The sequence below is a fragment of the uncultured Draconibacterium sp. genome (assembly GCF_913063105.1).
GTDB lineage: Bacteria > Bacteroidota > Bacteroidia > Bacteroidales > Prolixibacteraceae > Draconibacterium.
Window position 1 is genome coordinate 1 of sequence record NZ_CAJXYQ010000018.1, and the last position, 15,596, is coordinate 15,596.

Annotated in this window: 7 protein-coding genes and 1 pseudogene; 3 read left to right on the forward strand and 5 right to left on the reverse strand. The window is 40.7% G+C overall.

The window, feature by feature from the left end; genetic code table 11:
- From QZ574_RS15560 to QZ574_RS15570, 3 genes and pseudogenes are all read right to left on the reverse strand, one after another.
- A pseudogene (locus QZ574_RS15560) lies at positions 1-464 on the reverse strand (sugar kinase); the annotation flags it as partial.
- 171 nt (positions 465-635) lie between these two features.
- Complete coding sequence (uxaC, locus tag QZ574_RS15565) at positions 636-2,036, reverse strand: glucuronate isomerase (protein ID WP_297091173.1); 1,401 nt, start codon at positions 2,034-2,036, stop codon at positions 636-638.
- Positions 2,037-2,081: 45 nt separating this feature from the next.
- Positions 2,082-3,329 (reverse strand): tagaturonate epimerase family protein, encoded by a 1,248-nt coding sequence (locus tag QZ574_RS15570; RefSeq protein WP_297091175.1) that lies wholly within the window; start codon positions 3,327-3,329, stop codon positions 2,082-2,084.
- Positions 3,330-3,651: 322 nt separating this feature from the next.
- Between QZ574_RS15570 and QZ574_RS15575 the strand changes: the two genes are divergently transcribed.
- The gene (locus QZ574_RS15575) at positions 3,652-6,828 is read left to right on the forward strand and encodes a glycoside hydrolase family 2 TIM barrel-domain containing protein (RefSeq protein WP_297091177.1); all 3,177 of its coding nucleotides are present in this window, start codon (positions 3,652-3,654) and stop codon (positions 6,826-6,828) included.
- 28 nt (positions 6,829-6,856) lie between these two features.
- Positions 6,857-9,163 (forward strand): family 20 glycosylhydrolase, encoded by a 2,307-nt coding sequence (locus QZ574_RS15580; RefSeq protein WP_297091179.1) that lies wholly within the window; start codon positions 6,857-6,859, stop codon positions 9,161-9,163.
- Positions 9,164-9,204: 41 nt separating this feature from the next.
- Here QZ574_RS15580 and QZ574_RS15585 read toward each other — a convergent pair whose 3' ends face one another.
- Positions 9,205-10,050, reverse strand: a complete 846-nt coding sequence (locus tag QZ574_RS15585; protein ID WP_297091181.1) for a class I SAM-dependent methyltransferase — start codon at positions 10,048-10,050, stop codon at positions 9,205-9,207.
- A gap of 351 nt (positions 10,051-10,401) precedes the next feature.
- Here QZ574_RS15585 and QZ574_RS15590 point away from each other — a divergent pair, with 351 nt between their 5' ends.
- The gene (locus QZ574_RS15590) at positions 10,402-12,813 is read left to right on the forward strand and encodes an alpha-ketoacid dehydrogenase subunit alpha/beta (RefSeq protein WP_297091183.1); all 2,412 of its coding nucleotides are present in this window, start codon (positions 10,402-10,404) and stop codon (positions 12,811-12,813) included.
- Here the strand turns inward: QZ574_RS15590 and QZ574_RS15595 are convergent.
- Positions 12,808-15,354 (reverse strand): hypothetical protein, encoded by a 2,547-nt coding sequence (locus QZ574_RS15595; RefSeq protein ID WP_297091185.1) that lies wholly within the window; start codon positions 15,352-15,354, stop codon positions 12,808-12,810. The two genes, QZ574_RS15590 and QZ574_RS15595, sit on opposite strands and share 6 nt — an antisense overlap.
- Positions 15,355-15,596: the final 242 nt, after the last annotated feature.

Sequence of the window (15,596 nt, forward strand, 5' to 3'; positions counted from 1 at the left end):
AAAATACCACCCGTGTGCATCCAGCGTACACCAAGTGTTCCGAAAATGTATTCCCAGTCAATATCGCCCGGTTTTAGCTGTGACGCAGCTGTATTGCCACGGTCGGAAACACCTTTGGCACCACGGATACCAAAACCACGTTCGGTAAAATTCAGCCCGTTGCGAACTGTTCGCCCACAACCATCGTAAGGCACCCATTTTACAAACTGAGTATCAAGGCCGCCTTGCAGCATAAAGTCTTCAACCAAAGCACCAACTTCGTTATCGGCCAGCGCTGTAATAATTGCTGTTTTCTTGCCAAAACACCTTCTCAGTCCACGCGATACATTGTATTCGCCACCGCCTTCCCAGGCACGAAACTGTCGGGTTGTTCTTATACGGCCCTCGCCCGGGTCGAGCCTTAACATTACTTCACCCAACGAGATGCAATCGTAAGTGCATTCTGATTTTGATTTGATTTTCATTTTAGTCATGTTGTTTTTATTCTATAGATATAAGATGGAACTTATCCCAACGAAGCAGAATTTATTTCTCTCTTGCAAAGATTTGGGATACTCCGCAATGCAATCGATTGCAAAAATATACTTCCACCAAAATATAACGCTTAAAAGTCGTTAAAAATCAAATCGTTTTTACTAAAAATTAAAATAAGCCTTGGCATTATTAAAACTAATATTCTCAACCATGTTGCCCAACAATTCCTTGTTGTATGGAATTTCGCCGTTCTCAACATCATTACCCAGCAAGTTACATAGGGTTCTGCGGAAATACTCGTGGCGGGTGTACGATAAAAAGCTGCGCGAATCGGTTAACATTCCTACAAAACGACTCAGCAAACCAAGGTTCGACAAGGCCTGCATTTGTTTTTCCATTCCGTCTTTCTGATCGAGAAACCACCATCCGGATCCGAACTGCATTTTTCCAGGCACAGAACCATCCTGATAGTTCCCTATCATTGTTGCAATTAGTTCGTTATCGCGCGGATTAAGGTTGTATAGAATTGTTTTTGACAGTTTATCTTCCAAGTCAAGGCGATTCAATAGTTTCGAAAGTGGACGTGCAACTTCAAAATCACCAATTGAATCAAATCCGGTATCGGGGCCAAGTTTGTTAAACAAACGAGTGTTGTTGTTTCTTAAGGCTCCCAGATGGAACTGTTGAGTCCAGCCACGGGAATGATCCATAATCCCAAATTCGTATAACATACACGACTGGAATTTCAAAATTTCTTCTTTTGATAACTCGTTGCCCGACCGCACTTTAGCAAATATTTTTTCAATTTCAGCTTCTGTATAGTCTTCTGCCAATACGGTTTCAAGACCATGGTCGCTTAAACGACAGCCATTCTGATGGAAGAATTCATGACGATTATCCAGAGCATCCATCAGGTCGGCGAAGCTACCAATATTCATATTAGCAGCTTCTTCCAACTGTTTCAGGTAATCGTTATAACTTGCTGCATTTTCAACAGCCATGGCTTTATCAGGGCGCCATGCTGGTAAAACTGCAGTTTCAAAACCATCGGCTTTAATGGCACGGTGGTATTCCAAAGAATCAACCGGATCATCAGTGGTACAAATGGTATGTACATTTGCCATTTTAATAATTCCCCGACAAGAATATTCTGGTGTTTGTAATTTGGCATTACATTCTTCCCAAATTTCTTTGGCCGTTGCCGGACTTAGTACTTTATCTATTCCAAAGAACTTTTTCAGTTCCAGGTGTGTCCAGTGAAATAAAGGATTGCGTAGGGTATGTGGCACAGTCTCCGCCCATTTCTCAAATTTTTCCCAGTCGCTGGCATCACCTGTACAATACCGTTCATCAACACCATTGGTTCGCATACCGCGCCACTTATAATGGTCGCCATACAACCATATTTCAGTCATATTATTGTATTGCTTGTCTTCTGCAATTTCTTTTGGATTAATATGACAGTGATAATCAAAAATGGGCATTTTAGCCGCATGATCGTGGTACAATTCCTTCGCAACATTGCTTTGCAACAGGAAATCTTTTTCCATAAATTGTTTCATAACAAAAATATAAGTAAGAATTCGGCTTCCCGAAAATTCAGATTTTTATAAATCAAATAAACGTTTTAAATGTCTGTCGTAAATATTCTCTTCAACACAGCCACCAACTACATCGGCGTGTTTTTTTAAGAGACCGGTATAATTTTCACCCATTTCGGCTGCAACTTTATATCCTACATGTATGAGTTGACGGAAATTTGCATTGTAATCGGCATGCCCCGGGATGTGGCGCAATGTGTTACCAAACTTCTCTCCCGACCATGAAGCAACCTCTTCAGCCGAAGGCAGTTGTGCATCGTCTATATCAATTACATCGGCATAAGGCCCACAAAGTTCTTCTTTTCGTTGCAGTGCTTTGGTATAAATCTCTTTGGCTACCACTAAACCTTCATCGCCCGAAATTGCCAGGCCAATTACCTCTTCCAGCCACGTTGTACCGGCAGTTTTTACATGTAATCCTTTGTCGTATTTCTTTATTATTTCGGCCATTATGGGGTAAATGGTAAACTTATCCGAACCTGAATGTACACTTAGTTTTAAATCAGAGGGTAAACCAAAGGCTTTAACCGCATAATCAATTACCAACACGTCCTGTTCAAATTCTTTGGCAAACTGAGTGGCGTCACCTACATAGTCAACACCTTTGTTAAATCGCCCTGTAAATTTTGGCGCAATTGTCTGAGCTGGAATATTTTCGTCGGCAATCATTTTCAAAATAAAAAATAGTTCAACCGGTGTTTGCGGTGCTTCTACCTCATCCATCGATACTTCAGTAACAAAGTTTCCTTTGCCTTTAGCTGCTTCAATGTGGCGATATATTTTTCCGGCTTCTTTAATCGCGGCAAGGTATTTTGTGGCCACTTCCTCCAATAGTTGTTCCGAAATCTCAATGGCTTCATCAATTCCCGGAATAGTAACTTTGGCCCCCAATGCGGCGCATGATGACTTGAAAGCATCTACATCATCAGCTGAAGACTCGTTGCCAATGTACATGGCTACATCAAGTGTAAAAAAGTCGGAATGAGCAATAAATCGATCTACATTACCAAGGTTAATATGATCGGCATCCACAAAATAGGGCTTATCCCAGCCCAAAGCTTTTGTTGCTTCATCTGCTTCAACACGAGTTCCAGACGGTTCTGAATGAACAATGTCGTGTTCGCGGTTTGATTTATTCCATACCGGGGTAACCGCAATTCCTTTTTGATTAGCTCTAATTAATGCACGAAGTTGTGCTTCTCCTTCATGATTGAAGCGGTCGCCCACTCCAAAACTGTATTTTCCGAATTCCATGATACTAGTTTAGTTATATTATTTTGAAAAATAATTTTCCGTGTACGTGCACGAAAGTAGAACTATATTTTAAATCTCACAAATTTTAAATACTGTTTAAAATCATTCAAGCCAAAACGAACAAAACATTAAACACCTGATATACTGAAACTTGAACAATAAGCAGCTTTGTTAAAAAAACTTAAAAACACATAAAACTTAAAACAAATTTTTGGGAGGTAGTAAATTCCCTCAAAATGAAGTTAAACAATCCACCCAAAAAAAACTATCTTTGGAATTTATTAGACTATCTTGATACTGCTTTGAAAATTTTTTTAAAACCATGAAACAATTTTGCATCTTACTTTTTGCAGTTTTTCATTTTTGCAACGTTTTCGCCCAAAATCAAACAAACGACTGGGAAAACCCTGCAGTATTTGACAAAAACAAAGAAAAACCACATGCCAGCTTAATGCCATTTGAATCGGTGTTGGCTGCTTTTACCCAAAAACCGCATCAATCAGTTTATTATGAAACACTAAGTGGTACCTGGAAATTCAATTGGGTAAGAAAACCTGCCGACCGGCCGAAGGATTTTTACCAACCTGATTACGATGTTTCCAGCTGGGATGACATTCCTGTTCCTGCCAACTGGGAGCTGGAAGGTTATGGTTTTCCTATTTATGTGAATCACCAGTATGAATTTTCGGATTACAAACGACCTGTTTCGCCTGAGATGAAATTTGTTGATGATATATATCCGGCAGAACCGGGCAAAGTACCACACGATTATAATCCGGTTGGTTCGTACCGAAGAACCTTTTCTATTCCCGAAAGCTGGAAAGACCGCCAGGTTTTTATCCAGTTTGGAGCTGTTAAATCGGCTTTTTACTTATGGATTAACGGCCAAAAAGTTGGCTACTCGCAAGGAAGTAAAACTCCGGCTGAATGGGACATCACAAGATATTTAAAAGAAGGTGAAAATATTGTGGCGGCAGAAGTGTACCGCTGGTCGGATGGTTCGTACCTGGAAGCACAGGATTTTTGGCGAATAAGCGGAATTGAACGCGATGTATATCTTTATTCAACACCAAAAGTTCGAATCCGCGACTATTTTGCCCACCCCGACCTTGACGCAGAATACAAAAACGGACTGTTTAGCCTTGATGTTGATTTAAGTAATCACACCGCAAAATTGAAATCAGGAAATTATACCGTTAAATACGACATTTTTGATGAAGGGGGTTATTCTTTATCGAGTAGAGAAGAAGAGGTAAAAATTAATAGAAAGGAAAATGCCTCTGTCCATTTCTCTGATGGTGTAATTCAAAATGTAAGTAAATGGACTGCTGAAACACCTAATTTATATACGCTGGTAATTAGTTTAATCGATGAAAACGGAAACACGGTTGAAGCTGTGAGTTCAAAAATAGGTTTCCGAAAGATGGAGATTATTAACGAGGTGTTTCACATCAACGGCGTTCCTGTAACAATAAAAGGGGTAAACCGCCATGAACACGATCAATATAAGGGGCATGTTGTTAGTGAAGAGGCAATGATAAAAGAAATTGCCTTGATGAAACAATTCAACATTAATGCCGTGCGCACCAGCCACTACCCCAACGACGAGCGTTTTTACGATTTGTGCGACAAATACGGTTTATATGTAACCAACGAGGCAAATATTGAATCTCATGGCATGTATTACGGCGAACATTCGCTGGCCAAAAAGCCGGAATGGACTGCAGCACACATCGACCGGAACATGCGCATGGTGGAGCGCGACAAAAATCACCCCTGTGTAATTGTATGGTCGATGGGAAATGAAGCCGGCGACGGTGAAGTTTTCTCTGCAGTTTATAAAGCCATAAAAGAACGCGACCCTTCGCGGCCAGTTCAATACGAGCGTGCGATTATGGGTGATAATACCGACATCTTCTGTCCGCAATACCCAAGTGTTCAGGCACTGGAGAATTACGCATCGAAACACCAGACCAAACCATACATTTCCAGTGAGTATTCACACGCCATGGGAAACAGCAATGGCAATTTGGTTGATTTATGGGAGGTGTTTAACCGCGACCGTAGCGACCAGCTGCAAGGTGGTTACATTTGGGACTGGATCGATCAGGCCTTGGTAAAAAAGGCCGACAACGGAACTGAGTTCTGGGCTTACGGTGGCGATTACGGCGAAAACATGCCTACCGATTATAACTTTGTTTGCAACGGAATTATCTCGGCCGACTACACGCCACATCCTGCTATTTGGGAAGTAAAATATGCCTATCAAAACGTGCAGTTTGGAAGGATTGACAGAAAGTTCAGAATTACCAATATGTTTGATTTTATTGATTTAAGCGATTATGAAATAAGCTGGGTTACCACCCGCGATGGCAAATATTGGAGTTCAGGTGTTCTTGAGGATTTCAATTTAAAACCCGGAGAATCGAGGGATATATTTATTGACACCGGGGCAAAAATAAGTTTCGATGATCCGGAATCGCATGAATTTCTCACTGACTTTTCGGTAAAACTAAAAGTTGACAAACCATTCAGAAAAGCCGGTTTTGAAGTGGCTCATGAGCAATTTGCTCCTAAAATGAAAGTTATTGTGAACAATACAAATGATAAGGAATCCACTTACCCGGAGCTGAAACTGGAAAAAACAAACGACGAATTTATCATTACTGGTCAACAATTTACTATTCATTTCGACAAAGCCACCGGCACAATTTCATCGTATAAAATGAACGGCACCGAGCTCATTCAAAAAGGTCCGCAGGTGAATTTCTGGCGCCCTGCCAACGACAATGACAAAGGCAGCAACATGCTTGAACGGATGGGAATTTGGCGAAAAGTTTCAAGAAACTTAAAGCCAGAAGCCGTTACTGCATTCCAAACAGAAGACGGTAAAACTTACCTGACTACAAAATACACTTTTGAGGAGATAGACGCCACTCAGGCCATTGTACAGATTGTAGACGGCACAGGCAGAATTGAGGTTTCAAGTAGTTTTGAAACATCAAATACTGAACTTCCAAATATACCACGTATTGGCATGCGCTGGGAAATGCCGGTAAATTTCGACAATCTGAAATATTTTGGCCGCGGGCCACACGAAAATTATATTGATAGAAACAGCAGTGCCTTTGTTGGCCTTTACGAAAGTAAAGTAAAGGATCAGTATTTTCACTATGTACGACCACAGGAAAACGGGTACAAAACCGATGTACGCTGGTTCGAGTTGAGAAACGAAAATGGCCTGGGATTAAAAATTTCGGGCAATCCGGTAGTTGGATTTTCTGCACTGCACAATCCTATTGAAGATTTTGACATGGAAGACATGGACGATTATCGCCACACTAACGACATTGTAAAGAAAGATGGTGTTTTTATTTGTACCGACCTGATTCAGATGGGAGTTGGCGGCGATAATTCATGGGGAGCACAGCCGATGGATAAATACCAGATTCGGGCAAAAGATTACCAGTACAGTTTTACAATTGAGCCGATATTTTAATTCACAGAAATCACATAAAAACAAAATAATGATGCGACTATTTATTTCCATCTTAGCGATGATAATCAGTGTTGGCACCTTTGCCCAATCTGCCAACATGGTACCAAAGCCGGTTTCGGTAGTAACAAGCGAGGGCGAGTTTAAAATTACCAACAACACCAAAGTTCTTTTTAATGCTACAAACGATATCGAAAAACAATTTGCTGATTTGACGAGTGACATTTTAAAAAACGCAACGGGCAATGCACCGAAATTTGCAGAACCAACATCGAACAAAAAAGGTAATATTCTTATTCAGCTAAACAATCCACTCCACACAAAAATCGGGAACGAAGGTTATACGCTTTCTATTCAGCCCAACCATGTTTTTTTGAACGCCAACACTACTGCCGGTTTATTTTACGGAATGCAAAGTATCTGGCAGCTTTTAACCGCAAACGAAGGCACTACCCTGCCCTGCATGGAAATTACCGATTATCCACGATTTGGCTGGCGCAGTTTGCACCTCGATGTTTCGCGCCACTTTATGCCTGTTGAGTTTATTTATAAGTACATCGACTACATTGCCATGCATAAAATGAATGTATTCCACTGGCATTTGGTGGATGACCAGGGTTGGCGAATAGAAATAAAAAAATATCCCAAACTTACTGAAATTGGTGCCTGGCGCGCCGATCGTGCGCACCTTGACTGGAACTCAAGAAAAGAACCGGTAAAGGAGAATGAACCAAAATACGGCGGCTTTTATTCGCAGGAAGATGCGAAAGCCATTGTTGAATACGCCCGAAAAAAACACGTTACGGTAATTCCTGAAATTGAAATGCCGGCTCACGTGATGTCGGCGCTGGCAGCTTATCCCGAGTTTTCGTGTACCGGCGAATACAAACCTGTTCCTCCGGGCGGCGTTTGGCCAATCACGCATATTTTTTGTGCCGGAAAAGAAGAAACGTTTAACTTTTTGGAAGACATACTGACCGAAGTTATGGTACTTTTCCCATCAACATACATCCACATTGGAGGCGATGAAGCCACGAAAACCGAATGGGAGAAATGTGCGCTCTGCCAAAAACGCATGAGCAACGAAGGCTTAAAAGATGAGCATGAATTGCAGGCTTATTTTATAAAACGAATCGAGAAATTCCTGAATAAAAACGGCCGTCAGTTAATTGGCTGGGACGAAATTCTGGAAGGCGGATTGGATCCGACAGCAACCATTATGTCGTGGCGTGGTACCGATCCGGGCATAAGGGCTGCAAAAGCCGGTCACGATGTGGTAATGTCGCCAACATCTCATTGTTATTTTGATTATTATCAGGGTAATCCTTCGCTTGAGCCAAAAGCTTTTGGCGGAAACATCACCCTTAAAAAAGTATACCATTACGAACCTGTGCCCGAAGAATTGAGTCCACAAGAAGCCGAACATATTATTGGTGCCCAAGCCAACATCTGGACAGAATATATGCCAAACGGACGCCATGTGGAATACATGATTATGCCGCGTATGAGCGCCCTTTCAGAAGTATTATGGTCGCCAAAAGAGGCAAAAGACTGGGGCGATTTCTCAAAAAGAATGAAAAGTCAATACCAACGGTTCGACAAATTGGGAATCAACTATGCAACCAGTGCATTTCAGGTTTCGGCAAAACCGGAACTTGATACTGAAAACAAGGCGGTAAAAGTTTCATTAAGCACCGATGCATGGAATCCCGACATTTTTTATACGATTGACGGATCGGAACCAAACGCACAATCAAATAAGTATACTCAGGCATTTTCGATCACGAAATCAGGCACTGTGAAAGCTGTTGTTATTCAGGACGGAAAACAGAAATCGCAGCCACTGGCCACCGATTTTATTATTCATAAAGCCATTGCCTGCAAAGTGAACCAGAAATACCCGAACAGCAAAAGCTACGAATCAAGTGGTGAATTTGCACTGGTAAACGGAATTAAAGGCTCCAAAGACCATCACGATGGCAACTGGAAAGGATTTAACGGAAAAGATCTGGTGGCAACGATCGACCTCGAACAGTCGCAATCGTTTTCAAAAGTAAGCACCGGAGTACTTCAGGATAACGGCGCATGGATTTTTTACCCAACACATGTTACAGTTGAAGTTTCGGAAGACGGACAGAACTATAAAAAACTGGGGACAGTAAAAAACAAGGTTAGCGCAAAAGACGGGGAGCGTCAGACTCAAGAACTGGTGCTAAACAAAAAAGGTAAAGGACGTTATGTACGTGTTACCGCAGCGCATTTAACAAGTTGCCCCAAAGGCCATGCCGGCGAGGGAAAACCAGGCTGGCTATTTGTTGATGAAATTATTGTAGAATAATAGAATTAAAGGGCACGAGCTAAGTTCGTGCCCTTTAATTTTTACTGCTTTTTTCGGGCAACCGTAAAAGTTACATGCTTTCCACCAAACAGGTTCCCCCCCGGTAAAACATCTTCGAAAAATTCAATATCTTGCCATTCGTTTTCAGCCAGAAGCTTTTTCAAATCAGCAACTGCAAAAAAGTGCGTCCAAAAACGATAAAGAGAAACACCTTCATTTTCATCAACAATCTGGTGCTGATAAAGAATTACCTTTTCCTTTTCATATAAAAACGATTCCGAAAGTGCCAGATAAGGCTGCGGTTTCCAGAAACCTTTTTCGGCAACTTCCCAGTTTTTGGCAGCTACTTTTTTAGGCAGATCCTTATCGTTCAACACATCGAAAATAAAGTTACCTCCGGGCTTCAGAACCTTGTATATAAACCGAAGCAATTTTGCCCTGTCTTGTGGCAGCAAAACCCCCAGATCAGTATAAATCAACAAAACCAAGTCAAAACTTTGTTCAGGCAATTCCAGTTCAAGGTAATTTTTGCGGATATAACGAATTGCAAGTCCATTCTCTTCTGCTTTCTTTTTTGCGTAACCAATCGAACTTTGCGAGAAATCAACACCCGTAACTTTGTGGCCTTTCTCGGCCAGCAAGGTTGAATACAAACCTGGGCCACATCCCAAATCAAGTATATTCAGCTTTTCTCCTCCTGATTTGCCTGATATCCAGTTCACCGTATTTTTTATCGTTTCCGGCTTGCGACTTGCTAAATCCACATGCTCGTTCAGGTGCACTTGCAAAAGCTGTTTCGAAATGTGTGTGTCGGTCCACATGATTGCAGTACCCGGCTCGTAAAGTTTTTGTTTTTGGCTGTTAGCCAGTAATTTATTGAGTTTCATTTTTTGTGCAATTAAACTAATGAGTAAAATAATTTGATATAAAAAAACATCACACAAACAAAACTATGCCTGTGTAAATCAACTCCGAATGGAGTATTTCTGATATTTAATCTCAATAAATGAAGTGGAGCAAAGTTAAAAACAATTTTCGAATAATAAATCTTTTTGCCTTGTGCACAACAAATAACAAGCTGTTGGTTTCGTTAATTTTCAAATAGTTAGAATTACGACCAATAAAACAAAAATTCTTAAATCCATGCACCTTTTAGTGCATTCTAAATAAGAACTTTAGCTAAACAATTCAAACTAAAAACCGTTCTAATCCCGACAGCAGTTAAACAAGAAGCGTATATGTATTTAGAAAAAGAAAAACCGGTTACACAAAATAACGTTGAAGCAAAAGAAGCCCTTCAGGATTATTACATTGCCATTTTAAGTCGTCAGTTAAGTATTTTGGGTCGTCGCGAGGTACACAATGGCCGCGCACACTTTGGTATTTTTGGCGATGGAAAGGAAGTGGCCCAAATTGCATATGCAAAAAACTTTAAAAAGGGTGACTGGCGTTCGGGCTATTACCGCGACCAGACTTTTATGCTGGCACTGGGACTGCTTGAACCTGAGGAGTTTTTTGCCATGATTTATGGCGATACCGATGATGAAATAAATCCCTCGACCGGAGGCCGTAATTTTAACAACCACTTCAGCACCAGAAATATTTCTGAGTTGGGTGAGATAAAAGATCTTGCCAGTCAATACAATTCGGCTTCCGACATTTCATCAACCGGCGGTCAGATGCCTCGACTGCTCGGCTTGGCGCAGGCCAGCAAAATGGTACGGCAACAACCCGAGTTAAAAAAACACCTCAACAATAATGTTACCGGCAACGAGGTGGCATTTGGCAGTATTGGTGATGCTAGCACCTCGGAAGGAATTTTTTTTGAAACCATAAACGCTGCAGGAGTTTTGCAGGTACCAATGGCAGTAGCCATTTACGACGATGGCTTTGGAATAAGTGTTCCCATTGAACTACAAACCACCAAATCGAGTATTTCGGAAGCCTTAAAAGGTTTTGAAAAAAAAGATAAGAGCAATGGCGTAAAAATATTTAAATGCAAGGGCTGGCAGTATCCGGAATTAATTGAAACATTTAAACAAGGGATTGACTTTTGCCGGAGCACACACACTCCTGTAGTTTTTCATATTTACGAAGTTACCCAACCACAGGGACATTCCACCTCGGGCTCGCACGAGCGTTACAAAACCAAAGAGCGTTTGGCCTGGGAAAACGAATACGACAGTATTAACCAAATGCGTAAATGGCTGCTTAGTTCAGGAATTGCCGACGAGGAAATGTTGGTGGAAATTGAGAAATCGGCACAAAAACAAGCAAAACAAGCCAAAAATAATGCCTGGAACAATTATACCCAGGGCTATCAGAACGAACGAAAAGATTTGCTGCATATTTTAAAGCAAATTGATGGAAAAAGTGATTTACAAAGTCAACGCAGGTTTGAGAAAGTTACCGATAAGTTTTTTCCCACCCGACGTTCGCACCTTAGTTTTGCCAAGCGCCTAAAGCTGGAGATGCACCTTAGCAATTCCCTTAAAAACGAAAGAGACCAACTTAAAGAATGGATAAACAGGTTTGAGGAACGTACTGCTGGTTTTTACAACAGCTCGTTACACCGCACAGGTCCCGACTCAGCCCTGAGTGTAAAACCAGCACCTGTCACCTACAACGAAAATCCGAATGAAGTAAACGGCTCGGTTGTGGTTAATAAAAATTTTGATGCGCTCTTTAATAAATACCCCAACCTGGTAACTTTTGGTCAGGATACCGGCAAACTAGGCGATGTAAACCAGGGGATGAAAGGCATGCAGGAAAAATATGGCAAAATACGGGTTGACGATGCCGGCATTCGCGAAGCAACCATAATTGGGCAAGGCATAGGGCTGGCCTTGAGAGGCTTTCGCCCGATTGCCGAAATACAATACCTCGATTACCTGATTTATGCGCAATCGCAATTAAGCGACGACCTGGCAACCATGCAATACCGAACAAAAGGCAGGCAGGCAGCGCCTGTAATTGTTCGCACCCGAGGTCACCAGCTACAAGGAATCTGGCATGCCGGATCGCCCATGCAGATGCTTTTAGGCTCTATGCGTGGCATGTACCTCTGTGTTCCGCGCAACCTTACCCAGGCGGCAGGCATGTACAATACCCTGCTCGAGAGTAACGACCCGGCATTGGTAATTGAGCCGTTAAAAGCTTATAATGTAAAAGAAAAACTCCCACTTAACCATGGCGAATATAAAGTTCCGCTTGGGGTACCCGAAATTGTGCACGAAGGAACTGATGTTACGGTCGTAACCTATGCATGGAACGTGCATCATGCAATAAAAGCTGCAAAATTATTACAGGATTTTAAGGGAATTTCAATTGAAGTAATTGATGTACAAACTTTAATGCCCTTTGATGTTAACCATCGGATACTGGAGTCGGTAAAAAAAACGGGAAAGGTAATTTTTATGGACGAAGATGTACCCGGAGGAGGCACTGCTTACATGCTGCAGAAGGTAATTGAAGAACAGAAAGCTTTTGATTACCTTGATACTGCCCCCAGGACATTGCCCGCAAAAGAACATCGTCCGGCTTATGGTATTGATGGCGAATATTTTTCGAAACCTAATGTTGAACTATTGTTCAGAAATGTTTATGAGCTGATGCAGGAGGTAGAACCAAAAAGGTTTCCGGAGTTATAACTGACCGGAAAGTAAGGCTTTAAACGAACGATTAAAGTCTTCATTGTAGAGTTTTTTATACAAGCGGATGTAGTGATTATAAACCTCAAGGGCCAGGCTGTGTTTTCCCTGCTGGTTTAAAATGTAGCATTTTAGCTGCAAGGCCTTTTCATTCATTTGATCGAAGGAAAACAGAACTTCTGCAATTTCCATCAGTTCATGCTCATTTTTGCGCATATCCAATAATGTGCAAACGTCTTCCAAACGGCCAACAACCTTTCCGGAAATTTCGTCTTTTAACATATCAAGCCATTCTGCATCCGTGTTTAGTAAAAAATTTCCGCGCTTCAAAATAGTAAGCACTTTTGCAAACTCCACGGGTTGATTGATATCAAAACCAGATTCATTATACTTTTTAATAAATTCAATATCACAAAAAACTTCATCGCCATGGTTTATTCTCCAGTAATTACCATCAAACGATATGGTTATATCACCGACGTCTTCCAGTATTGATCGTAATTTTTTAATATTTACTCCCCGGTTGTTTTTAGCTTTGTGCTCTGCTTTATCCGGCCACAGGTATTCTTGTATTTTTTTTGATGAAATGCCCTTGTTCCCGTACAAAGTATTCAGAACAATCAGCAAAAACAGTTCTTTTAAGGTAGGTGAAAATCGGTATGTAATGTCCTTGCCTTTACGATCGAAAACCTGGAATCCACCAAAAGTATATACACCTCCCTGCATTTTCTCATCAACAAGAGGTGTATCTATCTGCAATTTAACTGCGGGTGTTTTTGGGGCACTTTTTTTCCGGTTACGTTTTAAAAGAATTAAAACAGTTAGTAATACTGCCAGCACCAGTAGTGCACCACAAAAAAGCAAAAGACTATCAAAAGTATATGCTGTTTTTTTTGCTTTGGCACGCAAATCAATTTCTGATGGAGGATAGTTTAACGAATAAATATTTACTCGAAACCTTCCATTGGAAAGGCGATGCATAGTAAGTGCCAATAACTTATTATGGGTAACCCAGTTATACAAATCGGCAAACGATGTTATATCGTAAAAAATATAAGGAATTTTACTTCCTATAAACTTACAATCTGCTTCAGAAAGTTTGGCTTTTAAAAGTTGTAACGCTGTTTCGTTATTACTGTGCGAAAAACAGAGCGTGTAAAAACAATCGTTCTCTTCATCAACAATCAACGAATTTACCGGGGTATAACTTTCACCATCAATTTCGTCAAGCTCCCACTTCTTAATAATACTATCTTGCTCAAAGTTAATTTGGTACAAATCGTAATAAAATTCCTTTCCCAGAATTTGTTTTCCAGAAGCATTTCCAAGTCCACCAAACAAGTAGAAAGAATTGCTATCGGTCTTACTCTTGCCAAGTGCTGCAAGGTAACGTGGTTCAAACAATTCGCCTTTAAAGTTTAGCTCTTCCCACCTTTTTGTATCATCGTTTAATTTCCGTATGGTATTGAAATAGGTAAAAAAACCGTAACCTCCTATGGCTGTAAACGATCCATCTGCAGGATGTAAAAGACTATTGTGGTGCCAATACTTTGGCAGATAAGCCAGTGTATCAAAAGTGTTGTTCCACCTTCCTTTTTCTTCGTTAAACTCCGGAGCTAAGCTTTTGTATTTAGAGTAGGAACGCAGGCGGTTATCCTTATCAAAAAATACCTGTTGGGCATCTTCGTAAAACGGATTTCCTGCCTTATAATTTACCGTGCTTACCTTCCTGGTGTTTAAATTAAAACGGATTAATCCATTTTTGCGTTGTACAAAATAAAAAGTCTCGTTTTGGCGGTTAAAAGCAACCTGTGGCATCTCGGCAAACTCAAAACTTTTTACACTTTGCCAGTTGTGATGCTGCTCAACCACCCAGGCAGGATTAATAATCTCTGCCTTTTTACCATCAACCGAATCTTTAACAGTAAAATCTCCAGTGTAATCAAGCGGCCAAAAGTATTTTAAGTTATTTTGCTCCGAAAACCGGATGTTACGCACCGACATTGGAGGCACTTCATCAATCTCGAAACCATAACGATTTACAATTCCAAAGGTCCATTCCAATTCAGATGAAGCAGGCAAATCAATTTTATCGCTTACAGTTTTTCCCTCAAAAGTCATGGCAACCTCACCCGAAACAGCATTAAATTCAAGTTTCAACTTGTGCCAACGGTTAACCAGTTCAATCTGCTCGCGTGTTAACGCCATTTGCAGATTGGTTTCCTTTTTATCGAGAACAATAAATAGATCGGGAAAACGTCCGTCGATGTTGTAAATTAAATCAAACTGATGCCCGCCTTTTTTCTCTTTAAGTTGTAACACATAACCATAACGCTCGTCGAGATCGCGAAACAAGATATCAAATTCGATGGAGAAACTGTTGCTATAATTAATGGCTCCTTTGCACGTAAGATCGAGCCCTGTGCGATTTTCGAGGCTAACTTCTTTCGATTTAAAAAACACACCACGATGCTCATTGGCAATACTTTTACCAATCCATAAAAAAATGAGCAAAGTAAAAATTAGAAGTACGCGCATCATCAGTTAGCTAAATGAAACACAAATGTATAATTTTCGCGCTATCGACCTACTTAAACCAGCAAGTAAAGTAGTTAAAAGTTGCTTTTTATTGTTAATGTGTAACAATAACACACTGATATTTTTATCCTCATTAGCAGAAAAGGTATAAAAACATCCCTACAAACAACTTTTTTTGCTTTTAAAGCCATCAATCTTTAATTTTCTATTAAAAAACACAAACCAATAACTTATTGTACTTATGA

Coding starts and splice junctions, on each gene's coding strand:
- uxaC (WP_297091173.1), bottom strand. CDS start 2,036: ATGAAACAATTTATGGAAAAAGATTTCCTGTTGCAAAGCAATGTTGCG.
- QZ574_RS15570 (WP_297091175.1), bottom strand. CDS start 3,329: ATGGAATTCGGAAAATACAGTTTTGGAGTGGGCGACCGCTTCAATCAT.
- QZ574_RS15575 (WP_297091177.1), top strand. CDS start 3,652: ATGAAACAATTTTGCATCTTACTTTTTGCAGTTTTTCATTTTTGCAAC.
- QZ574_RS15580 (WP_297091179.1), top strand. CDS start 6,857: ATGATGCGACTATTTATTTCCATCTTAGCGATGATAATCAGTGTTGGC.
- QZ574_RS15585 (WP_297091181.1), bottom strand. CDS start 10,050: ATGAAACTCAATAAATTACTGGCTAACAGCCAAAAACAAAAACTTTAC.
- QZ574_RS15590 (WP_297091183.1), top strand. CDS start 10,402: ATGTATTTAGAAAAAGAAAAACCGGTTACACAAAATAACGTTGAAGCA.
- QZ574_RS15595 (WP_297091185.1), bottom strand. CDS start 15,354: ATGATGCGCGTACTTCTAATTTTTACTTTGCTCATTTTTTTATGGATT.